General features: G+C 69.5%; 22 protein-coding genes. 8 read left to right on the top strand and 14 right to left on the bottom strand.

Annotation, left to right across the window (positions count from 1 at the left end; genetic code table 11):
* Window positions 1-5: 5 nt before the first annotated feature.
* From ACRWNM_RS04685 to pdxH, 5 genes are all read right to left on the bottom strand, one after another.
* Entirely contained in the window at window positions 6-1,079 is a 1,074-nt protein-coding gene (locus tag ACRWNM_RS04685) for an ESX secretion-associated protein EspG (RefSeq protein ID WP_431964519.1), read from the bottom strand.
* A 397-nt stretch (window positions 1,080-1,476) separates the two neighbouring features.
* The gene (locus ACRWNM_RS04680; protein WP_431963845.1) at window positions 1,477-1,836 is read right to left on the bottom strand and encodes an FKBP-type peptidyl-prolyl cis-trans isomerase; all 360 of its coding nucleotides are present in this window, start codon (window positions 1,834-1,836) and stop codon (window positions 1,477-1,479) included.
* Window positions 1,837-1,869: 33 nt separating this feature from the next.
* Complete coding sequence (locus tag ACRWNM_RS04675) at window positions 1,870-3,171, bottom strand: citrate synthase (protein ID WP_431963843.1); 1,302 nt, start codon at window positions 3,169-3,171, stop codon at window positions 1,870-1,872.
* 157 nt (window positions 3,172-3,328) lie between these two features.
* On the bottom strand, window positions 3,329-4,612 hold the full coding sequence (locus tag ACRWNM_RS04670; protein ID WP_431963841.1) for an MFS transporter: 1,284 nt from the start codon (window positions 4,610-4,612) through the stop codon (window positions 3,329-3,331).
* 66 nt (window positions 4,613-4,678) lie between these two features.
* Entirely contained in the window at window positions 4,679-5,434 is a 756-nt protein-coding gene (pdxH, locus tag ACRWNM_RS04665; RefSeq protein WP_431963839.1) for a pyridoxamine 5'-phosphate oxidase, read from the bottom strand.
* 120 nt (window positions 5,435-5,554) lie between these two features.
* On the opposite strand from pdxH, the gene ACRWNM_RS04660 reads away from it, so the two are divergent.
* Window positions 5,555-6,703 (top strand): citrate synthase 2, encoded by a 1,149-nt coding sequence (locus ACRWNM_RS04660; RefSeq protein ID WP_431963837.1) that lies wholly within the window; start codon window positions 5,555-5,557, stop codon window positions 6,701-6,703.
* A 172-nt stretch (window positions 6,704-6,875) separates the two neighbouring features.
* Here the strand turns inward: ACRWNM_RS04660 and ACRWNM_RS04655 are convergent, their stop codons facing one another.
* From ACRWNM_RS04655 to ACRWNM_RS04645, 3 genes are all read right to left on the bottom strand, one after another.
* Complete coding sequence (locus ACRWNM_RS04655) at window positions 6,876-8,291, bottom strand: lipase family protein (protein ID WP_431963835.1); 1,416 nt, start codon at window positions 8,289-8,291, stop codon at window positions 6,876-6,878.
* Between the two features lie 86 nt (window positions 8,292-8,377).
* Window positions 8,378-9,019: a TetR/AcrR family transcriptional regulator gene (locus tag ACRWNM_RS04650; protein WP_431963833.1), complete on the bottom strand. Its 642-nt coding sequence runs from the start codon at window positions 9,017-9,019 to the stop codon at window positions 8,378-8,380.
* Between the two features lie 59 nt (window positions 9,020-9,078).
* Window positions 9,079-9,813, bottom strand: coding sequence for a hypothetical protein (locus ACRWNM_RS04645; RefSeq protein ID WP_431963831.1), 735 nt, complete (start codon window positions 9,811-9,813; stop codon window positions 9,079-9,081).
* A 119-nt stretch (window positions 9,814-9,932) separates the two neighbouring features.
* On the opposite strand from ACRWNM_RS04645, the gene serC reads away from it, so the two are divergent.
* The 3 genes from serC to ACRWNM_RS04630 all read left to right on the top strand — a co-directional run bounded on the left by serC (window position 9,933) and on the right by ACRWNM_RS04630 (window position 13,678).
* Window positions 9,933-11,057: a phosphoserine transaminase gene (gene serC, locus ACRWNM_RS04640; RefSeq protein WP_357409397.1), complete on the top strand. Its 1,125-nt coding sequence runs from the start codon at window positions 9,933-9,935 to the stop codon at window positions 11,055-11,057.
* Window positions 11,058-11,528: 471 nt separating this feature from the next.
* On the top strand, window positions 11,529-12,692 hold the full coding sequence (sepH, locus tag ACRWNM_RS04635) for a septation protein SepH (RefSeq protein WP_431963828.1): 1,164 nt from the start codon (window positions 11,529-11,531) through the stop codon (window positions 12,690-12,692).
* A gap of 242 nt (window positions 12,693-12,934) precedes the next feature.
* A complete protein-coding gene (locus tag ACRWNM_RS04630; protein ID WP_431963826.1) occupies window positions 12,935-13,678 on the top strand; it encodes a DUF6928 family protein in 744 nt (247 codons plus the stop codon).
* Between the two features lie 101 nt (window positions 13,679-13,779).
* On the opposite strand, the gene ACRWNM_RS04625 is transcribed toward ACRWNM_RS04630, so the two are convergent.
* Window positions 13,780-14,097: a DUF2537 domain-containing protein gene (locus ACRWNM_RS04625; protein ID WP_431964517.1), complete on the bottom strand. Its 318-nt coding sequence runs from the start codon at window positions 14,095-14,097 to the stop codon at window positions 13,780-13,782.
* 11 nt (window positions 14,098-14,108) lie between these two features.
* Entirely contained in the window at window positions 14,109-14,912 is an 804-nt protein-coding gene (locus tag ACRWNM_RS04620; protein ID WP_431963824.1) for a TrmH family RNA methyltransferase, read from the bottom strand.
* 732 nt (window positions 14,913-15,644) lie between these two features.
* Between ACRWNM_RS04620 and ACRWNM_RS04615 the strand changes: the two genes are divergently transcribed.
* On the top strand, window positions 15,645-16,850 hold the full coding sequence (locus ACRWNM_RS04615; protein WP_431963822.1) for a GNAT family N-acetyltransferase: 1,206 nt from the start codon (window positions 15,645-15,647) through the stop codon (window positions 16,848-16,850).
* Window positions 16,851-16,936: 86 nt separating this feature from the next.
* A complete protein-coding gene (locus ACRWNM_RS04610; protein ID WP_431963820.1) occupies window positions 16,937-17,338 on the top strand; it encodes a YccF domain-containing protein in 402 nt (133 codons plus the stop codon).
* Window positions 17,339-17,410: 72 nt separating this feature from the next.
* Here the strand turns inward: ACRWNM_RS04610 and ACRWNM_RS04605 are convergent, their stop codons facing one another.
* On the bottom strand, window positions 17,411-17,848 hold the full coding sequence (locus tag ACRWNM_RS04605) for a MarR family winged helix-turn-helix transcriptional regulator (RefSeq protein WP_431963818.1): 438 nt from the start codon (window positions 17,846-17,848) through the stop codon (window positions 17,411-17,413).
* 63 nt (window positions 17,849-17,911) lie between these two features.
* On the opposite strand from ACRWNM_RS04605, the gene ACRWNM_RS04600 reads away from it, so the two are divergent.
* A complete protein-coding gene (locus ACRWNM_RS04600) occupies window positions 17,912-18,154 on the top strand; it encodes a DUF2530 domain-containing protein (protein ID WP_357409388.1) in 243 nt (80 codons plus the stop codon).
* On the opposite strand, the gene ACRWNM_RS04595 is transcribed toward ACRWNM_RS04600, so the two are convergent.
* Window positions 18,155-20,203, bottom strand: a complete 2,049-nt coding sequence (locus ACRWNM_RS04595) for a neutral/alkaline ceramidase (RefSeq protein ID WP_431963816.1) — start codon at window positions 20,201-20,203, stop codon at window positions 18,155-18,157. It abuts the gene before it with no gap.
* A 126-nt stretch (window positions 20,204-20,329) separates the two neighbouring features.
* Here ACRWNM_RS04595 and ACRWNM_RS04590 point away from each other — a divergent pair, with 126 nt between their 5' ends.
* On the top strand, window positions 20,330-20,944 hold the full coding sequence (locus tag ACRWNM_RS04590; RefSeq protein ID WP_431963814.1) for a TetR/AcrR family transcriptional regulator: 615 nt from the start codon (window positions 20,330-20,332) through the stop codon (window positions 20,942-20,944).
* Window positions 20,945-20,951: 7 nt separating this feature from the next.
* Here ACRWNM_RS04590 and ACRWNM_RS04585 read toward each other — a convergent pair whose 3' ends face one another.
* Both ACRWNM_RS04585 and ACRWNM_RS04580 read right to left on the bottom strand, forming a co-directional pair.
* On the bottom strand, window positions 20,952-23,717 hold the full coding sequence (locus ACRWNM_RS04585) for a sacsin N-terminal ATP-binding-like domain-containing protein (RefSeq protein WP_431963812.1): 2,766 nt from the start codon (window positions 23,715-23,717) through the stop codon (window positions 20,952-20,954).
* Window positions 23,718-23,875: 158 nt separating this feature from the next.
* The gene (locus ACRWNM_RS04580) at window positions 23,876-26,047 is read right to left on the bottom strand and encodes a DUF3027 domain-containing protein (RefSeq protein ID WP_431963810.1); all 2,172 of its coding nucleotides are present in this window, start codon (window positions 26,045-26,047) and stop codon (window positions 23,876-23,878) included.

Genomic DNA, 26,047 nt, shown 5'->3' with positions numbered 1-26,047 from the left:
CGCCGCTATCCGAGCCTGCTGTGCCAGCGCGGGTCGTCGAGACGGTCGTCGTCGGCCTCCCGCAAGCGCTGCACGGCACCATCGATCCACCGCGAGAACGCGGCCGCGAGATCGGCGGGCGTCGTCGGCCGCACGCTGATGTGCTGGGCGCGTACCTCGGTGTAGCGGCCGTCGTCGGCGATGTCGTACCACTGCAACGTGTGCACGGCGTCGGGCCGGGTGTGCAGCGGACCGACGCGCAGACCGGCCGAGCCGCCGCCGTCCGCGGGCCTGCCGAGCAGGCGTCGATACTGCTCCCGCGGGGTGTTGCGGGCATTGTCCTGTAGATAGGTGTCGCGATTCGGGCGCAGATCGTCGGGATGGAAGGTGGCGGGCTGCTGTTTGCCCGGCTGGCACGGCGGGATGGATCGCACGATCTGGGCGGCCAGCGATTCCGGAGGGCAGGTCCGCAGCCGGATGGGGCCGTTCTCGTCGTCGAGCACGGTCTGGAACGCGACCACCGCGTGCGAGACATTGCGCGCCCCGAGGATGCGGTACTGCTTGACCTCGCCCGTGCTGTTCTTGTGTTTCCGTGAGCCGCCGAGGATTTCGATGCGCATGTCCGAGGTGGACAGCGTCTGCATCGCGAACTCGATCTCCTCCAGCTCGTCGCGGGAGTAGCGGGCGCGCACCCCGAGACGGTGCTGATCGAAATCGTTCTGCACGGCGAACCGGCTGAGGTACTTCAGTGGGCGCGGGAACCGGTCGTTGGCATCGCTGTACCAGATCTCAACGTTGACATTGCAAACCTCGCTGGCGCGAGTCTCGTTGCGGCGCGTAGTGATCGCCGGTCGACCTGCGACTGTGAGTTCTCGAACGTCGAACGAGTAGTGCTCGCGAACATACGGAATGGTGAGATTCGATGCCTGGATCGCCACCGAATAACCGTTGCCGCCAGCGATGACCCATCTACAGCCTCGCCACTTGGTGCCATTGGGTCCGTCGGCGTTGGCCTTGTTGTCGGCGACACCTTTCACCAACCGCTCCGACTTCAGCACACTCTCAGGCACATCCGTACACGGGTTGGACCCCTTCGGCACATCCACCGCCAACCCCGACAGCCGTTGTCGCACTGCTCGTCACACCACCGGAAGGCTGCGCCTCCCCACCGGTAGATCCCCCACACCCCGCCAGCCCGACCCCCGCGGCAAGCACCCCCACCATCAGCACGGCCTTCTTCATCGCTCGCATCACCCTGCTTCCCCTCCGCGGCCTACGTCTTCCGGCGACTATGTCCAATGGCCCCACCGCAGATCCGACCGATCGGTGCGGTCCGGAAAGCATGCGGCGGTGGCTTCCCTCTGCCGAGGGCGACGGTGCCGGACGATGCCCACATCATCTTCGACGCAACGGAAGCCGTTCCGGTTCCACCCAATTGCCCCGGATACGACCGTGGCCCGCACTCCGAGGAGTGCGGGCCACGAGCGAGTCAGCCGATCAGCCTGCGTTCAGCAGGTCGATCACGAAGATCAAGGTCTTGCCGGAAAGGTGGTGGCCCGCGCCGGCCGGACCGTAGGCGAGCTCCGGCGGGATGGTGAGCTGACGGCGGCCGCCGACCTTCATGCCGGGGATGCCGTCCTGCCAGCCCTGGATCAGGCCGCGCAGCGGGAAGGTGATGGATTCGCCACGCTTCCACGACGAATCGAATTCCTCGCCGCTGTCGAATTCGACACCGACGTAGTGCACCTCGACGGTGCCGCCGGGCACGGCTTCCTTGCCCTCGCCCACGACAAGGTCTTTGATCACGAGCTCGGTGGGCGCGGGGCCCTCTTGGAATTCGACAACCGGCTTGGTCATTCGGCTATCCCCTTCGATAGGTGGGTTGGATTGTCAGCGGTTGGTGATCTCGCGGTAGTCGCGCGCGCCGTAACCGGTGTAGATCTGGCGCGGACGACCGATCTTCAGCGGCTCGCTGTGCATTTCGCGCCAGTGCGCGATCCAGCCGGGCAGCCGGCCCATCGCGAACAGCACGGTGAACATGCGGGTCGGGAAGCCCATGGCCTTGTAGATGACGCCGGTGTAGAAGTCGACGTTCGGGTAGAGCTGGCGCGAGACGAAGTAGTCGTCGGTGAGCGCGGCCTCTTCCAGCGCCTGCGCGATGTCGAACAGCTCGTCGTCGCCGCCGAGCTTGCGCAGGATGGCGTCGGCGTGCTTCTTGGCGATGGAGGCGCGCGGGTCGTAGTTGCGGTAGACGCGGTGCCCGAAGCCCATGAGCTTCACGCCGTCTTCCTTGTTCTTGACCTTGCGGATGAACTCCTTGACGTCGCCGCCCTGGGCCTTGATGTCGTCGAGCATCTCCAGCACGGCCTGGTTGGCGCCGCCGTGCAGCGGGCCCCACAGCGCGTTGATGCCGCCGGACACCGAGGTGAACAGGTTGGCGTCCGAAGAGCCGACCAGGCGCACCGTGGAGGTGGAGCAGTTCTGCTCGTGGTCGGCGTGCAGGATCAGCAGCATGTCCAGCGCGGCCGCCACTTCGGGGTCGACCTCGTAGGGCTCGGCCGGGAAACCGAAGGTCATGCGCAGGAAGTTCTCCACCAGGCTCAGCGAGTTGTCCGGGTAGAGGAACGGCTGGCCGACGGACTTCTTGTACGAGTAGGCCGCGATGGTCGGCAGCTTCGCGAGCAGGCGGATGGTGGACAGCTCGACCTGCTCGGGGTCGCGCGGGTCCAGCGAGTCCTGGTAGTACGCCGACAGCGCGTTGACCGCGGAGGAGAGCACCGGCATGGGGTGCGCGTTGCGCGGGAAGCCGTCGAAGAACCGCTTGAGGTCCTCGTGCAGCAGCGTGTGGCGGCGGATCCGGTCGGTGAACTCGTCGAGCTGAGCCTGGGTCGGCAGCTCGCCGTAGATCAGCAGGTAGCTGACCTCGATGAAGGTCGAGGAACCGGCCAGCTGGTCGATCGGGTAGCCGCGGTAGCGCAGGATGCCCGCTTCGCCGTCGATGTAGGTGATCGCCGACTTGGTCGGGGCGGTGTTCATGAATCCGGGGTCGTACGTGACGTACCCGGTGCTGGCCAGCAATTTGCCGAGGTCGACACCGTCGTTGCCTTCGGAGGCTTCGGTGATCGTCATGGCGTATTCGCCACCCGGGTAGCTCAGCACCGGTTTGGCGTCGTTGATGTCTTTCTCGGGCACGGAAGGATCCCTCTCAGGCTAGGACCGTCGGCATCGAAGTGCGGTCGGCACGGCGGTGCGATTACCTAGACGCTAGTCGCTGTCCACGCGGCCCAGCCACGAGGGTGCCCACCGAGCGACCTCACAAACGCCGTGTCGTCACGTGAGGTTTCGCCGGTCAGGCGGGCAGCGATTCGGTGTGCGGGCGGGCGACCCGGTAGCGAACGAATGCTGGGAAGGCCAACGCGGCCAGCACGACACCGATCACCACCAGCACGCCGCCGCCCGCCGCGGCGACCGCGGTACCCAGGCCGGCGGCAGCAAAACCGTGGGCAACATCACCGACCCGCGGGCCACCAGCGACCACCACGATGAACACCCCCTGCAGGCGACCACGCATCTCGTCGGTGGCGACGGTCAGCAACATGGTGGTGCGCAGCGCGGCGGACACCATGTCGACCGCTCCGCCGAAAGCGAGGAACGCCACCGCGATCCACAGCCAGACGCCGAGCCCGAACAGCTGCCCGGCCAAGCCGACCGCGAGCCCGAAGCCGACCATCGCGACGCCCCACAGCGCGATGCAGACGATCACGGCGAGACCCTGGCGGCGAATGCGCGGAATCCACCCGGAGAACACGCCGCCGAGCACCGCGCCCGCCGACATGGCCGCGAACAGCAGGCCGAGCGCCACGCCGCCGCTGGCCGGGTCGCCGAAGGTCTCGTGAGCGATCTGCGGGAACAGCGCGCGCGGCATGCCGAACACCATGGCGATGACGTCGACCAGGAACGAGGCGAGCAGGATGCGCTGGGTGGCCAGGTACGTGAAACCGTCCAGGACCGTGCGGAATCCGGCCCTGCGCGTGTCGCCGGTCGGCGGGAACGCGGGCAGCCGCCACACCGCCCACAGCGTGACGAGCAGGGCGATGGCGTCGACGAGGTAGAGCGTGGACAGCCCGATCAGCGGGATGAGCGCACCCGCGAGCACCGGCCCCGCGATGGCGCCGACCTGCTGCACGGTCATGCTCAGCGAACTGGCGGCGGCGAGTTGTTCGGGCGGCAGGATGCGGGAGATGGCCGCGCTGCGGGTCGGCTGGTTCACCGCGAAGAACGCCTGCTGCACGGCGAACAGGACCAGCACCACCCAGACGTTGTCGAGCCCGGCCGCCGCCTGCGCCCAGAACAGCACCGCGGTGACGCCGGTGCCCGCGGTGGTGATCACCATCAGTTTGCGCCGGTCCATGACGTCGGCGAGCGCACCGCCCCACAGCCCGAACAGGATCAGCGGCACGAGTCCGAAAAGCCCGGAAAGTCCGACATATCCGGAACTTCCGGTGATCTGGAAGATCTGCTGCGGCACCGCGACCACCGACAGCTGGGCCCCGATGACGGTGACGATGTTGGTCGTCCACAGCCTGCGGTAGTCGGGATTGCGCAGCGGGGTGGTGTCGGCGAGCAGCTTCACCGGCCGGAGATTAGCGAGTTTCCGGCCGGCCAGACGACGCGAGATTCATCACATGATCAGATCTTGTCAGGGCTGCAAACGGTCGACCATCATCCGGCCCTCGGCGATCCGCACCCGAATCCGGTTGTGCAGCCTGCCGCGTCGGCCCTGCCAGAACTCCACCTCGTCGGGACGCAGCAAATAGCCACCCCAGTGCGGCGGCACCGGGATCTCGTCGACGTCGGCGAACCGCGCGGTGGTCTCGGCCAGCGCGCGATCCAGTTCGGCCCGCGACCCGATCGGGCGGGACTGGTGCGAGGCCCACGCCCCGAGCTGGGAGTCACGTGGACGCGAGCGCCAGTACACCGAGGTCTGATCGGCGGAGGATCGCTCGACCGGCCCGCGCACGTGCACCTGCCTGCCGAGGGCGGGCCACAGGAACGTCGCCGCGGCGAACGGGACGGCGGCCAGTTGCGCGCCCTTGGCGGAGTCGTAATTCGTGTAAAAAGTCACACCTTCCGGTGAGAGTCCTTTGCACAGCACCGTTCTGGCGACCGGTCGCGGCGCGCCGCCCGCCAGCGAGACCGTGGCGAGGATCATCGCGTTGGGTTCGGCGATGCCGACGGCGGTGGCCTGCTCGATCCAGTGGCGCAGCAGCGGCTCCCAGCCCCCGGCCAGCCACGTTTCGTCGAGGTCGATGTCCTCGCCGGAGCCGAAGGGCGCGCCGCCGTACTCGGCCCGCATCGACGACAGGTCGGTGTCCACCGGGAGCTCGATCGCGTTGCGTCCCGCGTCCGGCGGGAGCAGGACGGGATCCGGCGCTGAATTGTCCAGGTCACGCATGGGCCAGACGTTACTCCGCGGTAGCAGGGGGCTAAGGTTTTGGTGATCGGCATGTGCTCGGCGAGCAGCACCCTCATCGGCGAGAACCCATGCGACCCGAAGTGCAAGGAGAGTCACAACATGACTACCAGCCCCGCGGTTCCCGGTGGCCAGGCCACCGTACCCAGCGATTTCGTCAGCGGCCTCGAGGGCGTGGTGGCTTTCACCACCGATATCGCCGAACCGGACAAGGACGGCGGCGCGCTGCGCTACCGCGGCGTCGACATCGAGGACCTGGTCGCGGGCCGGGTGACCTTCGGCGACGTGTGGGCGCTACTTGTCGACGGCGAGTTCGGCCGCGGCCTGCCGCCCGCCGAGCCCTTCCCGCTTCCGGTGCACACCGGCGACGTGCGCGTCGACGTGCAGGCCGGTCTGGCCATGCTCGCGCCGATCTGGGGCTACCAGCCGCTGCTCGACATCGACGACCAGGAAGCGCGCGAGAACCTGGCTCGCGCCTCGGTGATGGCGCTGTCCTACGTGGCGCAGTCGGCGCGCGGCATCTACCAGCCCGCGGTGCCGCAGAAGAAGATCGACGAGTGCACCACGGTCACCGAGCGCTTCATGACCCGATGGAAGGGCGATCCGGACCCGCGGCACACCGAGGCCATCGACGCCTACTGGGTCTCCGCCGCCGAGCACGGCATGAACGCCTCCACCTTCACCGCCCGCGTCATCGCCTCGACCGGCGCCGACGTGGCCGCCTCGCTCTCCGGCGCGATCGGCGCGATGTCCGGTCCGCTGCACGGCGGCGCCCCGGCCCGCGTGCTGCCGATGATCGAAGAGGTCGAGAAGACGGGCGACGCCCGTGCGCTGGTCAAGGGGATCCTCGACCGCAAGGAGAAGCTGATGGGCTTCGGTCACCGGGTGTACCGGGCCGAGGACCCGCGCGCCCGCGTGCTGCGCGCCACCGCCAAGCGTTTGCAGGCCCCGCGCTACGAGGTGGCGGCCGCGCTGGAGCAGGCCGCGCTCGCCGAGCTGCGCGAGCGTCGCCCCGACCGCGCCATCGAGACCAACGTGGAGTTCTGGGCCGCGGTGATCCTCGACTTCGCCGAGGTGCCCGCGCACATGATGCCCGCCATGTTCACCTGCGGCCGGACCGCGGGCTGGTGTGCGCACATCCTGGAGCAGAAGCAGCTGGGCAAGCTGGTGCGCCCGGCCGCGATCTACACCGGTCCCGCCGCGCGCAGGCCGGAAGAGGTCGCGGGCTGGGCGGCCATCGCCCACCTCTGAGGCGCTGACCGCACAAACGATCGCGAGCCGGATGCCCCGGCGGGTCTCCTTGCCCGCCACGGCATCCGGCTCGCAGCGTTTCCGGGTGAGACCGACGCGATAGCGACCGTCCGAAGACCACACCGCCCCGCGACGTGCCACGCACATCCCGGGGCGGTGCTTCATCTTCCAACTACCGTGCGCCGATCGGCTTCCCGAAGAACGAGGCGACGGTTTCGCCGAACACCGCGGCCAGGAACGGCAGCTCGCCCGGGGTGGCGAGCATTGTCGGCATGTCGCTGGTGCTGCACCCCGGCTGAGCGGGCACGCCATCGAGCCGGTCACGCAGCCACAGCAGGGCCGCGGGGCCGCCGGTGACCTCCGCGACGATGTGCTCGCTGGCGTGGTCACGGGTGAACTGCACCCGTGCGTCCGGGTTCTGGCAGTAGGTGTTCACCAGGTCGTTGGTCGAGCCGAGCGGCAGGATCTCGTCCCACGCCGAATGCCAGATGAACATCGGCACGTCGGGCACGGTCTTACCCAGCTTCGTGTCTTCCAGCATCGCGGCCACCACCGGATCGAGCAGCGGATCGCCCTGGGTCTTGATGAGTCCCTTCAGATTCAGGAACGGGAACAGGGCCGACTGGTACTGCACGCACAGCGGCGCTTTGACCGCCACGAGTGCCTTGCCGAGCGGATCGAGTTTTCGGTCGAGGAATGCCGCGAACTCGGGGTACTCGCGCGCCAGACCCATCACCGCGGCGAACACCAGTCCGGCGGTGGCCTGGTTGTTGGCCATGTTCAGCGTCGCGCCCAGGTCCGCGCCGACACCGCCCTGCGCCGCGCCGACGATGTTCAATTCGGGCGCGTAGGTGGCCCGTAGTTCGGCGGCGTGACCGGTCGGCATGGAACCGCCCGAGTAGCCGTAGAGGCCGACCGGCGCGTTGGGTCCCACCTCCAGCGGCGCGAACGACGTCGCGGCGCGGATGCCGTCCAGGGTGATGCGACCGCCGAGCGGACCCGCGGCGTACGCGGAATTCGGCCCCTGGTGATCGGGGATGACCACGGCCCAGCCCTGCTGCAATGCGGCTTGGGCGAATACGAATTCGCCCGGCGCCACGATCTGCCCGAGCAGCGGCGCGACGGAGAGGTGCTGGAGCGCGTAGGACGGCGTGCAGTAGCCGGCGGTCGAATCCTCGGCGATCTGCAACGACAGCAACTTGCGCGGCTCCGGCGCGACGCCGCGCGGCTTGATCAGCGTGGCGACGGCCGAGATCGGCTGGTCCCTGCTGTCGCTGGAGCGGTAGGAGACCTGCCAGGCATCCACATTGAGCGGGATGAGGCCGAAATTCGCTAGGTTGACCTGGCGCACCGCGATCACCTCGCCGGGCGCGGCCGCGGCCAGCACGTCCGGGAGCTGGCGGTAGAAAGCCTGATCGAGTTCAGGCGGCAGCGGCAGCACGCGCGCGGCTTCGACGGGAGGACCGACCGGCGCGTCCGGCTCCGCTCCCGCCTGCGCCCCGACCCCCGCGAGCGAGACGGCGACCGCCGCGCTCATGGACACCATGCAGAACCGGCGTATCCGACCCGGCCTCGTACTGGTCCTCATCGACCCACATCCTCACGATTTCCGAGATTGAGACGCCTGCGTCTCAATCTGGGGCACACTATGGCACGGATGTGTCTGGGACGCAATCAGTTCGAGGCGTCGTCCGGCAGTGCCAGTGCGGTGAGCAGCGTGGTCAGCACGTCGACGAGCACCTCGACGGGCGGCCGTGGATCGTCGAGGCTCCACTGGTGCACGAGGCCGTTGACCGCCCCGATGAACGCCGCCATGGCCACCCGCCAGCCACCCGGCGGCGTGCGCACTCCCGGCAACGATCCAGCGGCGGCCTCGACGACCGCGCCCCACCGATCCCTGACGTCGGCGCGATGCCGTTCCACCGCCTCGCTGACCCCGACGATCTCGACGAACGCGACCTTCGCCTTGCGGATGTCACCGACGACGGCCTCGATGTAGGCGCGGATGGCCACGTCGACCAGCACGCGCGGCTCGACGATGTCCGCCGTGGCGAGCGCCCGCGCCACGGCGTCGCGCGCCTGCTCGTGAATCCGGTCGTAGACCTCGACGAGCAGTTCCTCGCGGCCGGCGTACTGCTCGTAGAACTGCCTGCGGGACAACCCCGCCGCCGCGCAGATATCGGTGATGGAGCTGTGCGCGTACGTCTTCTCCGCGAACACCGTGAGCGCGGCCTCGAAGAACAACGCGCGCCGCTCGACCTGCCGCTCCGCGACCGACTGTCCGGCGTAACTGTGTCTCGACCGCACCGCACTCACATCCGACGACCCTAGTGCGAGCGGCCCGAATCCACCCCGCACGCCGGGGCGAGACGCCCTTATTCGTCGCCGAGCGAAGCCGCCCAGTCCACCGCGACGGATTCACCGTGATCGACGGTGAAGAAGGCCACCTCGAGGTGCTGGCCGAGGTCGACCAGGCCGAGGGCGGCCAGCGGCACCGGCTGGATCAGGCGGACCCGCCACGGCAGCGCTTCGTCCCAGGCGTGCAGCTCGAGATCGAGGCGGAGCACCGGATCGTCGCGGCCGGAGTAGTCGGCCGCCACCGGCGCGGCCGCCAGCACGGTGGCGTCGGCCCTGCGCCCATCGGCGAGGATCTTGGCGATGCTCACCCTGGCCGCCTCGTCCGCGTCGGGGATATAGAGCACCAGCCGGTCCCGGTCCCCCGGATCGACCCGGCAGGCGACCACGTCGGCGGGCTGCATCCACTCCAGGTCTTCCTCGCGCACCCGCTGCCGCACCCTGGTCTCGTACGGGAGTTCCTCGTCGATCTGCACGCGAACCCAGAACACGTGACTCGGCTCACCTCGCCGCGGCTGCGGCCCAGGACCCGCCACGAAGGGCAGCGCGAACGACGGCGCCGAGCTCTTCCGCATGCCGAGGATGGTCGCCGATCCCGCCGTGCCGCGGATCAGCAATTCGCGCCGCGCCGCGCCCGACAGGGCGCCCGCCCGCAGACCGAAATTCCGTGGTCGCCGGGCGCGAATCCGCCACCCGGAATCAGCCGACGCCATGCCCATGGCCGGAAAGGGTAGCCGGACTGTGGCGTGCGCCACAGCAATACGTTGGTTCTATGAGTAATTGATCACACCTTCGCCGATTTCCGGGACGTCACGGGCCTCGGGTACCCACCCGCACGAACCGAGCAGGTCGGACACTCTTTATTCTGTTGGCCATGACCACTGCGTTCCCGACCATTCCCGACGACCTCAAGCCCGCCGACGGACGGTTCGGCTGTGGCCCCTCCAAGGTGCGCCCGGAACAGCTGGAGTCCCTCGTCAAGGTGGGGGCCTCGGTGTTCGGAACCTCCCACCGGCAGAAGCCGGTGAAGGACGTGGTCGCGCGTGTGCGCAGCGGCCTGCGCGAGCTCTTCGCCCTGCCCGACGGCTACGAGGTCGTCCTCGGCAACGGCGGCACCACCGCGTTCTGGGACGCCGCCGCGTTCGGCCTGATCCGCGAGCGCTCGCTGCACCTGACCAACGGCGAGTTCTCCAGCAAGTTCGCCGCCGTGGCCAAGGGCAACCCGTTCATCGGTGACCCGATCGTGGTCTCGTCCGAGCCGGGCAGCGCTCCCGAGCCGGTGGCCGACCCGTCGGCCGACCTGATCGGCTGGGCGCACAACGAGACCTCGACGGGCGTGGCCATTCCGGTGCAGCGTCCGGCCGGTTCCGAGCACGCGCTGATCGCCATCGACGCCACCTCCGGTGCGGGCGGCCTGCCGGTGAACATCGCCGACGCCGACGTCTACTACTTCGCGCCGCAGAAGTGCTTCGCCTCCGACGGCGGCCTGTGGGTCGCGCTGATGAGCCCCGCGGCGCTGGCCAGGGTCGAGGAGATCAAGGACAGCGGCCGCTGGACCCCCGAGTTCCTCTCGCTCCCGGTCGCGATCGACAACAGCACCAAGGACCAGACCTACAACACCCCGGCGCTGGGCACCCTGCTGCTGTTCGCCAACCAGATCGAGTGGCTGAACGCCAACGGCGGTCTGGACTGGGCGGTCAAGCGGACGCTGGATTCCTCTTCGCGGCTGTACTCGTGGGCCGAGTCGAGCGAATACGCGACCCCCTACGTCACCGACCCGGCGCACCGCTCGCAGGTCGTCGGCACCATCGACTTCGCCGACTCGGTGGACGCGGCGCAGGTCGCGAAGGTGCTGCGGGCCAACGGAATCGTGGACACCGAGCCCTACCGCAAGCTGGGCCGCAACCAGCTGCGCGTCGGCATGTTCCCGGCCATCGACCCGGAGGACGTGAGCCAGCTCACCCGCAGCATCGACTGGGTCGTCGAAAAGCTTTCCTGAGCGAATTTCCCGGTGCCCGTGGTCTGACCCCAGACCGCGGGCGCCGCGCTCGAACCACGATTACGTGGGCACCCCGCCGAAAAGCGGTAAACCCCACTGAACAACCGAAATTCCCCGCCTCCCAGCCCCGTCCAGGGCGAGTCTTACGAGCCCGTTCGCGGCCGTCTCGCTTCCGAGCGGTCGAAGCGCATGCGACGAAGTCGCGAGTCCCGACCGCTCGGAAGCGAGACATAAGGGCCGCGAACACGCGCGCGCCAGCGCGCCAAAAACACAGCCCGCATACCCGCCCTGGGCATGTGCGCCAGCAACCCAGTGAACCCCTCGCGCACCGAACCAAAGAGCAAACACTAGCCGTTTCCTCTAAAGCGCGGCAGATTTTGGTGCCGCGTGTCTTGCCTCGAGATCATCGACTGTGCACTACTGTTTCGGAAAGTGGGCGGTGTCGCGAGCCGACGCGATAAGGAGGTAACGGTGCGTGAACTTCGAGTGATCGGGGTGACGCCCGACTCCACGCACATCGTGTGCATCGACACCGAGTCCGGCCAGAAGTTCCGGCTGCCCGCAGACGACAAGCTACGAGCCGCCGCGCGCGGAGACCTTGCCCGATTCGGCCAGATCGAGATCGAAATGGAAGCGTCTATGCGTCCCCGCGATATCCAGGCCCGTATCCGTGCCGGGGCCTCCGTCGAACAGGTCACCGAAGAATCCGGCATGCCCGCGAGCCGGGTCGAGCGTTTCGCGTATCCGGTGTTGCTGGAGCGCGCCCGGGCCGCCGAGCTCGCGCAGAAAGCGCACCCGGTGCGTCCCGACGGCCCCGCCGTGGAAACTCTGATCGATATCGTCACCGCCGCGTTCACCGAGCGTGGGCACACGCTCGAGAATGCCGAGTGGGATGCGTGGAAGGACGAAAAGGGCTACTGGGTGGCCCAGTTGCAGTGGCAGAACGGACGTTCCGAGATCGCCGCGCACTGGCGTTACCAGCCCGACGCGCACGGCGGTTCGGTCTCGCCGCTCGATGATCCCGCCGCGGATCTGATCGATCCCGATTTCGGTCGCGCGCTGCGCGGTCTGGCGACAGTGCTTCCGCCGCAGGCCGAGCTGGAGGCGCCCGAGCCCGCCGAGCCCGTCGTCGAGCCGCGCAAGGAAACGCCCGCCGCCACCGGCGCGCGTCCCGCGACGGCCCGGCAGCAGCAGCCGACGCTGGACGAGTACTTCGAGCAGCGCGCGGTCGCCGCAGGCGGCAGCGCCGCGGCGATCCCGGCCACCGGCGGCAGCGCCGCGGCAATTCCGGCCGCGAGTGGCAGTTCCGCAGCGATACCGGCCGCGGGCGGCAGTTCCGCAGCGATACCGGCCGCAGGCGGCAGTTCCGCAGCGATACCGGCCGCGAGCAACAGCACCACGACGCAGGCGGCGAGCACGAACGCCGCCCCTGCGGCGAGCGCTCCCACCAACGGCGCGCAGTCCGCGAACACCTCGGCACCGGCAGCGAACCCCGCGCCCGCCGAGGAGAACACCAAGTCCGGCAACGCGAACGGCAAGTCCGCTCCCGCCAAGCCGAACCGCACCAAGCGCGGGAAGGCGCCCATGCCGTCCTGGGAGGACGTGCTGCTCGGCGTGCGCAGCTCGGGTCACTGAGTCGAATCGACGCGCTCCGGCTCGTACCATCTCCCCGCAGAGTTTGCTGGGTGACTCGCCCAGATTGCTGGACCCGAAATTTTCGGCGCGCTGGCGTGTTCCGTCACGGAAGCTGCGTCGCGGGTCGTCCGAGGCGAGTAGATTTTTCGATACGTGCCGGATGACGCGCACCGTCACCGGACACGAAAGGTAGCGGGAAGTTCGCGGAGTAGTTTCGTGCGACCATCGGGAGGTGCCGGAAAATGCTGTCCAAAGCCTCGTCCCTCTGGTATGTCGACGCCCCCGACCCGTTGGCGGTACTGCGCGCTGACCACGACCCGGACCCCGACGCCGCGCTGGCACTGGCCAAGCAGCTCTACGCCGACCGCGACGTGGTGCCGATCATGGTCGGCACCCTCGGCGGCTGCGCGGGCCCTGACCTGGACGAGGTGTACATCGGCTGCTATCCCGGTGTCACCGTGGTGTGTTCGGCGCAGGCCGCACTGCCGCGGCCGACGAAACTGCCGGAGCTTCTGGTGCGCCCGCTCGCCTCCGACCACACCTACCTGCTCTCCTTCGACACCGCCATCAACTGGGGCGCGTTCGCGCATTGGGAGCGCGGGGAATTCCGCCGCGCGTTCAGCTCGACCAGGGTGAACATCCTGGAGGACGAGGGCCTTCCGCTGGTGTGGGAGCGACCTTTCTGGGCGGGCGAGCATCCCGTTCGCTGGCATGCCGGGGAGTTGCCCGACCCGCAGACGCTGCCCTTCGACCCGCCCGACTTCGCCGATGCCGCCAACAACGAGTGGCTCGGCTTCCACTACCGCGCCCCGTCGGCCCAAGGCGCGCTGGTGCCCGGTGACATCGCGGTGTGCGGGTTCACGTTGTACGCGAAAGGCGCGGCGCCCGACCACTCGACCTTGGTCGATTCCGAAAGGCTCCGGACCGAGATCAAGCCGAGGCGTGGGCTGTTCGGTTGGCTGCGCGGAGGCGACCGGGTCGGCTGAATCGGACCGGCCCGGCATCGAACCAAAGCGACGTTGGACCAACCCCCGCGTCGGATCCGCGGAGCGTCAAGTGCCCCGTTTCCTTTGCACAGCCGGTCTTCTCACAGCGCCGACAGACCCTCGACGACGAGCGCCAGCCAGCCGAGCACCACGCCCACTCCGCAGCCGAGCAACACCCACCTGGTCACCGGCGTGAACCGCGCACGCCAGGCGGTAGGCGCGGCGCCACCCGCCGCCACCAGGTTCACCACCACGGCCAGCAGCGGATGCACCTGGGCCAGGGCGATGCCGAACGCGTAGACGGCCACGGCCGCCAGCAGCGCGACCATCACCGTCACGGTGATACCCGCGGCCCACGGCGTCGGATCCTGCGCGGGCGGATAGGGACGGTACGCACCGTTCGTCGGGTGATCCACCATGTCCTTGTCCCTCACGACGTTCTCACCCGTTCATAGAACGCCATCGCCGCGGCCGTGGCCACATTCAGCGAATCGGTGCCCGGAGACATCGGAATGCGCGCGCGGACATCGGTCGCGCGCATCGCGTCCTCGGTGAGGCCGGGCCCCTCCGCGCCGAGCAGCAACGCGACCCGTTCGCCCGTCATGGCGGTGGCCAGATTCGGCGCCGCGGGATTCGGCGTGAGCGCGATGATCTGAAATCCTTTGCTCCGTAGCACCTCCAGGCCGTTCGGCCAGTCCGGCACCGGAGCGAACGGCACCCGGAGGACGTGGCCCATCGACACCCGCACGGCACGCCGGTACAGCGGATCGGCGCAGCGATCGCCGAACAGGACCGCCTCGGCCCCGAGTCCGGCCGCGTTGCGGAACATGGACCCGAGATTCTCGTGGTCGTTGATCCCCTCGAGCACCGCGACGGTGCGCGCGCCCTCGGTCACCTCGTCCAGGGTCAACTCGGGCGGGCGCCGCGCCACCGCGAGCACCCCGCGATTGAGGTGGAAGCCCACGATCTCCGCCATCACCTCGGCGCTGGCCCGGTAATACGGCAGGTCGACCGTCGCCAGATCCTCGGTCAACTGCTCGTACCGGCGCGCCACTCCGAGCAGTGCGCTCGGCCGGAACCGAGAGTCCAGCATCCGCTGCACGACCACTACGCCCTCGGCGATCACCAGTCCCTTGCGACCGGGCAGGTCCGGCCGCCGATCCGCCGACGCCAGGTCGCGAAAATCGTCGACCCGGGGATCGCTGGGATCATCGATATCGATCACTTCGGCCACCGCCATATCCTGCCCGCCCCGGCCGGGCGCTCGAAACCGCACCCGTCCACCGCGCGGGACGCCGCTGATTCGGCGAGTCGAGCCGCCGAATCAGCGGAAGCGCACGAGGCAGGGTGACCGCGAGATGCATGCGATTCTGTTCGCTTTCGCCATCGCCGGACCGACGGGCCGTGCCGTCACCACCGGCCCGGCGTGGTCGGATCCCGATCGGATGATCTGCTCGGCCGCAGGCGATTCCGAGACCCTGCACGATCAGCACCCTGCACGAGCAGCTGACGCGCGACTGGTCCGACCTCATCGCGCGCGAGTGCGGGGGAGAAGATGGCACACCTACACCGAACGCTCGGACGCGCGCCCTGCGCACGACCGAAACTCCCTGTGCTGCTGCCGATCTCGATCGAGCAGCACGGGTCGCCGAGTCGGCACTGCGACTGGCCAAGGAGGTCGACGCTAGAACCGACACGTCCGATACCGCCACGGTGACCGCCGTCACCGGGGCGACCGTCGATGAGGCGACGCGTTTCACGGCCCAACTGCTGACCGGATACCGGCGGATCGCCGCGTTCGACCTCGACCCGCACTTGCTCGGCAACGGCCCAGGTCCACCCGCTGGATCCGGTGTACGGACCGGACAACGACCGGCCGGTGCGGACACGGCGATCGGGCTTTCCCGACCGGGTCTCGGCCGGAAAACCGGGTGCGCCGGGGCGGGAGTCGTGTGACGATCGGCGCATGACGCTCGTACCCGGCATCACCGTCCGATCGGCCACCGAGGAGGACGCGGCGGGGGTGCGGCTACTCGTGGAGACCTCGTTCGGCACGAGGTCGGACGAGGCGTGGCTGGAGCGGTCGGCGCAACTGTTCCCGCCGCGTGACGTCATCGTGGCGGTGGACGGCGACCGCGTCGTCGGGCACGTCCGGTCGCGGGAGATGATCCTGACCGTGCCCGGGGAGCGGACCGTCTCGGCGTGCGGCATCGCCGGAGTCGGCGTCGCGCCCACGCACCGCAGGCGCGGCATTCTGCGCGCCATGTACACCGAACAGCATCGGCGCACCGAGGCGCAGGGCCTGCCGCTGACCATCTTCACGGCGAGCGAGGGCGGCATCTACGGGCGGTTCGGGTACGGGCCGACGGTGCGGCTGAACGCGGTCGAGATCGATCGCAGGTTCGTCGAATTCCTGCCCAGCACACCGGATCCCGGCGGCGTCGAGCTCGTGATGCTCGCTGACGTCGCCGACCGGGTGCGCGAGATCTACGACCGCTGGCGCAGGCCGACCCCGGGCGCGCAAGTGCGGCCCGACGCGTCGTGGGGCCATCTGTTCGCCGATCCGGAGCGGTTCCGCGGCGGCGGCTCGGATCTGTTCACGCTGCTGCACCCGGACGGCTACGCGCTCTATCGCTACTACCGCGAGGGCAGGGAGATGATCGTCGACGTCGTCGAGATGCGCACGGTCACCACCGACGCGCACGCCGCGCTCTGGCGCGCACTGTTCGGTCTGGACCTGGTCACGCAGGTCAAGGCCGAGCTCAGCGACAACGACCCGCTCCCGTACCTGCTGCGGAATCCCCGGCTGGTCCGCACCACCGCGCGCTACGACAACCTCTGGCTGCGGCTGATGAACGTCCCCGGCGCGCTGACGGCCCGCGACTACGGGACCGATCTCGACGTCGTCCTCGGCGTCACCGACCCGTTCCGCGCGGCGGGTGGCACGTTCGCGCTCACCGTGCGCAACGGACAGGCCGAGTGCGCGCCCACCGACCGGGCGGCAGACATCGAGCTCGGCATCGACGTCCTGGGCAGCATGTACCTCGGCGCTTACTCGGCGCGCGCGTTCGCGGCGGCGAATCGGCTCCAGGTCAAGGATTACGGCACGCTGCGCGCGCTCGAGGAGGCGTTCGGCGCCGACCGGGACGCGGTGCTCGGCTGGTTCTTCTGACCGCGGCTTCCTCGGACCGGGTGCGGGTTCCGCGCCCGACCCGGAATGTCCCCACGGGTCGGCGACAGGCTGGCATCCTGGAGAACATGAAGCCGCTTCAGCTGGTTCTCAACATCCTCTGGCTCATCTTCGCCGGGTTCTGGATGGCGCTCGGCTACGTCGTCGCCGGGATCATCTGCTTCATCCTGATCATCACGATCCCGTTCGGCATCGCCTCGTTCCGCATCGCGGCCTATGTTCTGTGGCCGTTCGGCCGCACCACGGTGGAGAAACCGGGCGCGGGCGCGGGCTCGCTGATCGGCAACATCATCTGGTTCATCGTGGCCGGCTGGTGGCTTGCCCTCGGCCACCTGCTCACCAGCATCCCGCTGTTCCTCTCGATCATCGGCATCCCCTTCGGCTGGGCCAACCTCAAGTTCATCCCCCTCTCGCTCTTCCCCCTCGGCCGCGAGATCGTCGACTCCGACCGCCCCTTCGGCGCCGGCTGAGTTCGGGGACCGTGCGCACGCTTCGCAGCGCTCGCAATCGCTGCGAGGCGTGGGGGACGCGTGCGACGAGGGCTACTCCGATTCGGAGACGATGTGCTTCATGATGGTGACGGCCTGGGTGAGGACCGCAAGCTGGTCGTCGGTGAGGGACGAGAGTTGCTCGGTCATCCAGGCTTCGCGTGCGCTGGCCTCGTCGGCGATCAACGCACGGCCGGATTCGGAGAGCGAGACGATGATCTGGCGTCCGTCGGTCGGATGCGGCTTGCGCTCCACCAGGTTCAGGTCGGACAGCGAAGCGATCACCCTGGTCATCGACGGCGGCTGCACCCGCTCCTTGGCGGCCAGCGCGCCCGGTGTCATCGCACCCTCGCGCGCCAGCGTGGCCAGGGCGGAGAGCTGGGTGAGCGAGATCTGTGAGTCGGCGCGACGCCCCCGCAGGTGTCGCGTCAGCCGAACCACCGCCAGCGAGAGTTCACCGGCGAGGGCTCGAACATCCGATGGCGTTGTCACAGTGGCAAACGATACGGGACCGGCCGACTGCGGGACGCCTGTTCCCGCCGCTACGCTGAGGCCGTGACCCAGAAAGTGCCGGAGATCCCGCCGCGGCTGACCGATCCGCGGCCGGTGCTCGCCGTCGGCAGCGCCCTGTGGGTGATCGCCACCATCGTCGTGTGGGCGAGCGGCGAGCGCTGGGAGTCGGCCCGGCCCGTCTGCCTGATGGGCCTGGTGGTCGGCCTGATCGGCTTGACCATCTTCCTGATCCAGCGCCGCGGCGCCCGGCGCGGCGACAAGGGCGCGCAGACCGGTCTGCGGTGATCAGCTCACCTGGAATTCCGCGCTCACCCCGGTGAACGGCCGCAGCACGCCGTCGGCGCCGAGGCTGTCGGCGAAGTGCACGAACCGATAGTCGCCCGGCTCCGCGTCGGCGGGCACGTCCCAGCTGAACCCGGCCACCGATTCGGCCGAGCCGCGTGTGCTCCAGTGGTATCTCACCGCCCACTCCCCCTCGTTGGCGACGCGCACCCAGCCGCTTCCGGTTCGGCGCTGCACCTCGAGGAAGGTGCCGTTGCGGCGCGGGTTGTGCTTCGGATGCGCCGAAACGAATTCGGCGACAACCCTTTCCCCGCGAGCGCAGGAGGCGGGCTGGATCAGCACGTCGCCGAAGCCACGCCCCGGCGGAGTGGCGTCCGGCCCCGGCGCGGGCACGAAGTTCGGCTGGAGGTTCGACACGTCTCGCGGGGCCGGGCCGCGCGGAACCGCGGTGCGGGCCGCGAAAGCCGTTGCCAGGCGGTGGAATTCCTGCTGGTAGGCGGGCAAGGTGTAGCGCCCGTACAGCGTCGACGCGCCCTCGTACTGCTGGGCGTCGTATTCCTCCGGCGTGGTGACGTATTCGTGGTAGGCGTTGGCATAGCCCTGGAGCAGCACCTGGTCCAGACCGACGCCGAGCGCCTCCGTCACGGCGCGGCGCACGCGCAACCCGGACACGATGGTGAACTCACCGCCCGCGGCCGCCAGATACAGCTCGCCGATCCGCACCAGCTGGATCGGCACCACGCTCGGCACCCACGGCACCGGCGGCAGCAGACCGAGCGGCGCGGCGATCGCCTTGGGCGCCTGGGCATCCGCGAGCCAAGCGGGCGCAGGCTGGTTCGGATCGCCGAGCGCGCCGAGGAACGGATTGCGCACGCCCTCGGGAATCGGCCCGCCCGGCAGGCCGGGCCCGTCCTCGACGCTGCCCGCGATCAACGAGACGCCCGCGGCGGCCGAGGCCGTGTGCCGCGGCTGACCGTCCGGGGTGAAGCGTCCGTCGACCGCGATATCGGCCAGGTCGATGTAGCAGAGGAGGGAATCGATCGGTCCGCTCAGCGCGCGCGCTGCGGTCAGCGCGTTCTTGGCGGCGCGGTACTGCCGCTCACCGATCAGGCGGGTGTTCTCGAACTCGTCCTCGGTCGGCCCGGAGCCGGGGCGCAGGTTCAGGTTCGGCGACATGTCGCCCGCATTGGTCTGGGCGAAGGCGGACACGAAGTCCGGTGCGCCGTCGAGGTATCGGACGCCGTGTTCGGTGTGCTCATGGGTGAAGGAGGCGTAGCCCTTGTTGTCGGCGCTGATCAACCGGTTCGCGTTGGTCATCGAGGTGTTGTGGGTCGCGAACCAGGTGATGGCGCCGACCCGCTTGCCGCCCTTGGCAATCGAGAGCGTGGTCACGGCCGGGTCGATGGCCTCGGGGAAGTGATCGCGGTCGGCCGCGGGGTTGCGATCGAAGGCGACGCGCGAGCGGTTGACGCTGGCGTCGTGCAATTCCGCGCGGCCGAGCGCTAGGGCGGCGGGCGCGAGATCGGCGTGCGCGGCCGCGATGGCCTCGACGATCCCGTTCACCTCGGCGTCGTACACCTGCTGCTGGAAGCCGAGGATGGACAGGTTGTAGGCATAGTCGTGGCTGGAGCCGCCGCAGGTCGCGTGCGAATGGGTCGAGGTGAGCAGCACGTTCTGCTCGGTGTAGAGATCGCCGAAGCGGCGGGCCAGCTCGAGCAGCACGCCGCGGTGCACCGACTGGAAGATCATGCCGTTCTCGGCGACGACGAAGACGATGCGCCGCCCGCCCGCGGCGATCACGTACGCACGGGCGCGCGGACGCAGATGGATGCCCGCGGTGGTCTGCTCGAGCTGGGAGTAGCCCATCATCCCGCATTCGGCGGCCGGCCCGGTGAGGTCGGAGAGGCCGACGCCGGCCTGGTAGCCCGCGTCCGGTGCGGCGGCGGCGCTCGCCCCGAGTGTGGCGGTCAGCCCCGGCACGACGCTCGTGGCGGCGAGCGCGGCCGAACCTACCGCGGTTCGGGCGAGAACCGTTCTGCGTGGCACCGGCATCCGAGCCTCCCTTCTTCCGTTTGGCAGCGAACCACACAACTGGACATTCGTCCAGTCCAGATTTTTCTGCGGCGCGAATTGACTGCGCGCGCTGCGGGCGCTTAACTCGCTGAGGTGTCCTCCCGATTGAGCGTCGAAGAACGACGGGCCCACCTTATCGAGGCCGCGATCGGCCTTGCCGAAAAAAAGGGCGTGGCAGGCGTGACCACGCGCGATGTGGCTCAAGCAGCCGGTGTCTCGCTCGGTGTGGTGCATTACTGTTTCGAAAATAAGGACGCGCTGATGACCGAGCTGGTCAAAGCGTTGTCGATGGAATTACGCGATTCCGTCGACGCCAATGAAACAGTTTGGCAAGACGTCGAAAGTGGAAAAGAAGCGCTTCAAAAATTGGTGCGCGCCGGGCTCGAACTGATGTGGCTCAACATCGAGGCCACACCGGAACGACAACTGCTCACCTACGAAACAACGACTTATGCGTTGCGCGAAGGGGAACAGACCCCGAAAAAACTCGCCATCGCGCGCGAGCAGTACGCCTTCAACGACTCGACGCTCACCGACATCCTCGACCACGCGCGCGACGCCACGGCCACCGAGTGGTCGGTGCCGGTGCAGACCCTGAGCCGCTTCACCCTCAACGTCATCGACGGCGTCGTGCTGCGCTGGCTCGTCGACAACGACAGCGAGGCGGTGCGCACCCAGCTCGATCTGCTGAGCGAGATGATCGCGGGGTACGCGGCGTAACAGCCGCTCAGGAAGCTGCGGGCGACGTTCCGTCGACCGCAGCGGGCATGCGGACATGCGTCTCGGTTCCCGTACGCCACCATGGCACGGACACCGTGCCGGTCGCCGCCCCCGAAAGACGTACCCGCAGGTCCTCGTGCAACACCAGCTCGCCCTCCTGCGGCGCGAGCGAGAACAGTTGGCGCAGCACAACTCCCAGCGGCGCCGCAGACCAGGAGGTGCGCAGGCCCGCGCCGAGCACCTCGGCGGTAACCGACTCCGACACCAGCGGCAGGTCGAGCAGGGTCGCCAGGCCGGATGCGGTCTCCTGATCGCCGAAGACGAGGCGATCGGGCGGCAGCGCGAGGCCGAACCACGGCAGGTCGAGCACCATCGCGTCCGAGGCGGCCACCGTCGCGCCGGACAGCGCGCGCACCCGTTCCGGCAGCACCAGCTCGGTGAGGTCCAGGCGGTCCGCCACGGCAGCAAGGTGGCGGTGCGCCCGCGAAACGACTTCCGGCTCAGGGCTGTTCGCCGGATCGGCCAGCGCGGCCAGCAGGGCGTCGGCCAGGTCCGGGGTGATCCGCTCCGGATTCGCGAGGACGGTGCGCAGCACCTCCAGATCGGCGTGGCTCAGGCCAGGCACCGCGAATTCCGGGAGGAGGCCGGTGAATTCGGCGTCGCGGGGATGGCGGTAGTGGCCGAGCGGGATGCCGTCCAAACGCGCGTGCCTGCGCAGCCACCAGGCGGTGTAGCCGTCCGGGTCGGCCAGCAGACGCCTGGTCCGCGGTTCGGAAAGCAGCTGGTGCAGGGCGTCCGGCCAGGCGATGTCGTCGACCAGGTCCAGATCGCGGACGGCGACGAATTCGGACGGTTCCTCGGGCAGGCCTGCCCACCAGGCCTCTTCGTCGTCCAGATGGTGATCGGGTCCGGTCGGATCGGACTCGGCGACGATGCCGAAATCCCAGCCGACACCGACGGCTCGCAGCGCCTGCGTGCCGTACTCGGCCACGACCTCCTCGGAGAGGGTCCCGAGCGGCGCGTCCTCGACCAGCAACGCGTACAGCGGCGCCTCGGGCAGCAGCAGTTCGTCGGCGGGCAGCAATTCGCCTGTGGCGTCCGGCAATTCGATCATGCCGAGCCAGGGCGGCAGCGCGTCCGGATCGGCGTGCGCGGCCAAGCGCAGCACTGCGTCGACCAGGTCGGGATCGTCCGGGTGGTCCGCCAGGTCCGCGTGCAGCGCCGGATCGGCGAGCAGGTCCTCGGCGGTGGCCGAGCGAGCGCCGAGGCGCGACAGCAGCGGGTGCGCGGCCTCCGGATGCACGAGGCGCGCCCAGTGCAACGGGATGGCGACCTCGAGCAGGTCGTCCAGGACGACGGTGCGCGGACCGGTCACCAAGCGGCCGTCGGCCAGCGGAACAGCCAGCGCCCCGAGTTCCTCGGCGGTCAGCGGGTCCACGACGAACGGTTCCAGCGCCGCGTACCACTCCCGCCACCAGGCGGGCGGGCGATCCACACCGCCGGACAGCTCCGCGAGCCTCGCCAGGCCGAGGCGATGCACGTCGAGCACCGCGAGTGCTTCGGTGTGGGCGCGGTCCGACAGTTCGGGGATGACGAGGGAGCCGACCACGTCGTCCAGGAGGCGGGCCAATTCCGGTGTGAGGTAGGGGAAGACGCTCGCGCGAGTAGGCACCGCCGTGGGTGCCGCGCCTCGATCCAGGTCGATGCCCTGGCCGAGTTCACCGCTGCGATCGACCGTTTCCAGGGTGCCGGCGTCCGCCGGACCGGATTCGGTGCGCCCCGCGCTCGTGTCGACCACGGGCAACCACGAGTGGGTTTGCAGTTCGCGGACGAGGGCCTCGCGGAGCAGGCCGTCGGCCTCGCTGCGGGCGAAACCCGGTGCGGGGACCAGGACGAGACGCTCGCCCGGGGGCAGCGCCCGTGCGAAATCGGCATAGCCCGAGGCCAGTTCGGCGACGCGGGCGCCGGGCAGCAGGCGGCGCCGGTCCGGCTGCATCGGGATATCGGCGATCAGCAGGGCGGGCAGGGACAGTTCCTCGTCGGAACGAGTGGGTGCCCGCAGGACGTCGTGCGGCGCGGCGTGGGGCTTGCCGTCGCGCAGCGGCAGCAGCCATCGCGCGCGCGGCGTACGGAACTGCCACCAGGTGCGGCGGCGATCGTCCGGACCGGTCACCCCCAGTTCCGCCAGACCGTCGCCGAGTTCGCGCACCACGGAGGTGAACTCGGCGTCATCGATCCGAAGGACTTGCAGGGCGGGCAGTTCCAGGAGCAGATCCGCGGCCTCGTCGTGCATGGCGGTGAGTAGGGCCTCGGCGTCCACGTCGGCGCGCAGGCGCACCACGACCTCGGTATCGAAGCCCGGTGCGGGGCGGGCCTCGACGGGCCAGGCCAAGCGAAGCGCAGGGGGTTGGAAGGTCGGCGCGGCAGGGTCCGCATCGGCAGGCCGATCAGGACGCACCGCGTTCGGCGTGGCTATTCCGCCCTCGCTCAGCGCCTCTCGCGTTCTGTCGCGGGAGAGGTGCAGCGATCCGGTGGTGGAGCGGAACTCGATGTCGTCGCTCACCGCGAGCACGGCGGTGAACCCGACGCCGAAACGACCGACCGTGGCTGCCTCGGCCTTTCCGGAAGCCCGCAGAGCCGTGAGGGCGTGCACGCCGGAAACGTCCAATGGCGCACCGGTGTTCGCGATGGACAACGTACGACCGTCCAGCTGGACGCGAACCCGGCCGGGGACGCCCGCCTTGGCCGCGGCGTCGGCGGCGTTCTGCGCCATCTCGGTCAGCAGCCGGTCACGGTAACCGGCGCGGACCAGATCCGCCTCGGTGGCGGCGTCCTCCCGAAGCCGGGTCGGCGAATCACGCCACGAGGCGAGAACGGCGGCGCGCAGCCCTTCGGTGCCGAACGGGTCGGCCGAGCCGACCAGTTCCGCGGCTATGACCCGGACTCCGGCCGCGATTCCGCCTCGTCATCCGCACCCGCCTGCGCGGCGGGCGTCGAACCCGGCTCGGCGGCAACGTCGCTCGCGGGCGCTTCGGTGCCCGCGGCTGTGGCGGCGTCCTCCGAAAGCGACGGCTGCACATCGTCGGCTTCCGCGTTGACCGCGGTCGACTCGGCGGCAGGTGTTGCATCAGCCAGGGATTCGGCCGGGCTCGTCTCCAGCGGCGGCACTTCACCCGTCACCGGCTCGTCAGCGTCCGACTCCGAGGGGGCCGAGGCATCATCCGAAACCGTTGGTGGCACATCCTCCGCTTCCACGCTCACCGCGCTCGACTCGGCGACAGGTGTTGCATCGGTCGGGGATTCGGCCGGGGTCGCCTCCAGCGACGGCACCTCAGCTGTCACCGGCTCGGCGGCATTCGACTCCGAGGGTGCCGAGGCGTCATCCGAGGTCGACGGCTGCACGTCGCCTGCGTCCACGCTCACCGCGCCCGACTCGGGGGCGGGCGTTGCGTCGGCCGCCGGGCTGCTGTCGACCGTCGACGCTTCGCCAGTCACCGATTCAGCCACACCCGGCTCGGCAGTGCTCGACTCCGAGGCCGTCGGCCCCTCGCCTGCTTCCGCGCCCGGCTCGACGGCGAGGGCTGCGTCGGTCACCGACTCGGCCGCTGGGCTGCTCTCCACCATCGACGCTTCACCGGTCACCGCTTCGGCCGTCTTCGCCTCGGCGGCAGGCGCTGTGTCAGCCACGGATTCGGCTGCTGGGCTCGTCTCCAACGATGCCGCTTCACCGATCACCGATTCAGCCGCAACCGACTCGGCCGCAGGCGCTACGTCAGCAACCGATTCGGCCGCCGGGCCGGCATCCAACGACGGCACTTCACCGGTCACCGGTTCAGCTGCGTTCGTCTCCGCGTTCGCCGATTCGTCGAACACCGGCGCATCGGCAGCGGCCCGCTCCTCGGCTGCCGCTTCGCGCACGCCGCTCTGCTCGGGGGTCACGGTCTCATCGGCGACCGAACCGCCGAGCTCCGAATCCTTTTCGGCATCCACCGCGGCGGCCACAGCCGATTCGGCGGTGGTGGCGTCGGCAATCGCTTCCGGATGCGCAACGGGTTCGGCGACGGCCGCGGTTTCGGCGACCGGCTTTGCCTGCTCGACCCCGAGATCCTCGGCAGCGGCTACGCCCTCGGCCGAATCGCCTCCGACCTCGGTACCGGCCGACGTGTCGATGGTCGCGGTCTGCTCGCCGATCGAATCGACAGCGGCGGCAACGCTCTCCCCGTCGACGACCTGTGCCTCGGTCTCGGCGGCCGCGGAAACACCTTCGTCCGCGGCAGTTTCGGCACTCACGGCTTCGGGAGCGGACTGCGCCCCGTCACCGGCGACCACGTCGGACCGGCTCGCGGGCTTGCCCAGCTCCTCGGACGGAATCACGTCGAAGGCCGCGTCGTCGTAGGCCTCGTAGAGCGGGGAGCCGCTGCCGGTCGGCGCGACCACGTCGGAGTGGGCTCCGCAGCCGTATTCGGCGTGCACCACGCGGCCGTCGGCGCCCATCGCGTTGCCGCAGACGCCGAAGGCGGCGCGCAGCGCGCCCGCCAGCGGCAGGTAGAAGCCGCACGTGCCGCAGGTGGCGGGGGCGGCCTTGGCCATGTCGGTGTCGGGGCCGTATTCGGAGTACCAGCGTTCGGCCGCCTCGACGCGGCCCTCTTCGCTGAGCACCTTGGTGCGGCCGAGGCCGATCTCCAGCGCGACCTCGTCGATCTCGGGATCGCTGCTGGCCACGTAGCCGGGCGCAAGGCGCGGGTCGTCCTGCGCCGGGGCGAGCAGGTCGCCCGGCGACAGGTCGCCCGGGCGGATGCGCTGCTCCCACGGCACGAAGTCGGGCGCGACGAGCGCGTCGGGGCCGGGCAGCAACGCGGACTCGCTGACCGTCGCACGGTCCGCGTCCGGCGGCGCCGCCACGACCACGGCCCACTGCCAGCCGCGATAGCCGGGCAGCGTGGCCTCGAACCGATGGGTCGCCGCGCTCTCGTCCTCGGCGCTGACACCTAGGTGCGCGCCGACGGCGGAGGGCTCCAACTCCAGGAGCGCACGGCGGGCCAGGTCCACGGCTTCGGCGAGTACCGGCCGGACGTCGGGCTCCGAAACAGAAACTGCGCTCAC

The sequence above is a fragment of the Nocardia sp. bgisy134 genome (genome assembly GCF_965341865.1).
In the GTDB taxonomy this organism is placed as follows: domain Bacteria; phylum Actinomycetota; class Actinomycetes; order Mycobacteriales; family Mycobacteriaceae; genus Nocardia.
The sequence above is the reverse complement of the archived record's forward strand: the minus strand, read 5'-3'. Positions and strand labels throughout refer to the sequence as shown.

Bases quoted from the DNA above. Each gene is read 5' to 3' on its own strand.
- ACRWNM_RS04680 (WP_431963845.1), bottom strand. From the start codon at position 1,836: ATGACCAAGCCGGTTGTCGAATTCCAAGAGGGCCCCGCGCCCACCGAG.
- pdxH (WP_431963839.1), bottom strand. From the start codon at position 5,434: ATGCGTGACCTGGACAATTCAGCGCCGGATCCCGTCCTGCTCCCGCCG.
- ACRWNM_RS04660 (WP_431963837.1), top strand. From the start codon at position 5,555: ATGACTACCAGCCCCGCGGTTCCCGGTGGCCAGGCCACCGTACCCAGC.
- ACRWNM_RS04655 (WP_431963835.1), bottom strand. From the start codon at position 8,291: ATGAGGACCAGTACGAGGCCGGGTCGGATACGCCGGTTCTGCATGGTG.
- serC (WP_357409397.1), top strand. From the start codon at position 9,933: ATGACCACTGCGTTCCCGACCATTCCCGACGACCTCAAGCCCGCCGAC.
- ACRWNM_RS04630 (WP_431963826.1), top strand. From the start codon at position 12,935: ATGCTGTCCAAAGCCTCGTCCCTCTGGTATGTCGACGCCCCCGACCCG.
- ACRWNM_RS04625 (WP_431964517.1), bottom strand. From the start codon at position 14,097: ATGGTGGATCACCCGACGAACGGTGCGTACCGTCCCTATCCGCCCGCG.
- ACRWNM_RS04615 (WP_431963822.1), top strand. From the start codon at position 15,645: ATGACGCTCGTACCCGGCATCACCGTCCGATCGGCCACCGAGGAGGAC.
- ACRWNM_RS04610 (WP_431963820.1), top strand. From the start codon at position 16,937: ATGAAGCCGCTTCAGCTGGTTCTCAACATCCTCTGGCTCATCTTCGCC.
- ACRWNM_RS04595 (WP_431963816.1), bottom strand. From the start codon at position 20,203: ATGCCGGTGCCACGCAGAACGGTTCTCGCCCGAACCGCGGTAGGTTCG.
- ACRWNM_RS04585 (WP_431963812.1), bottom strand. From the start codon at position 23,717: ATGGCGCAGAACGCCGCCGACGCCGCGGCCAAGGCGGGCGTCCCCGGC.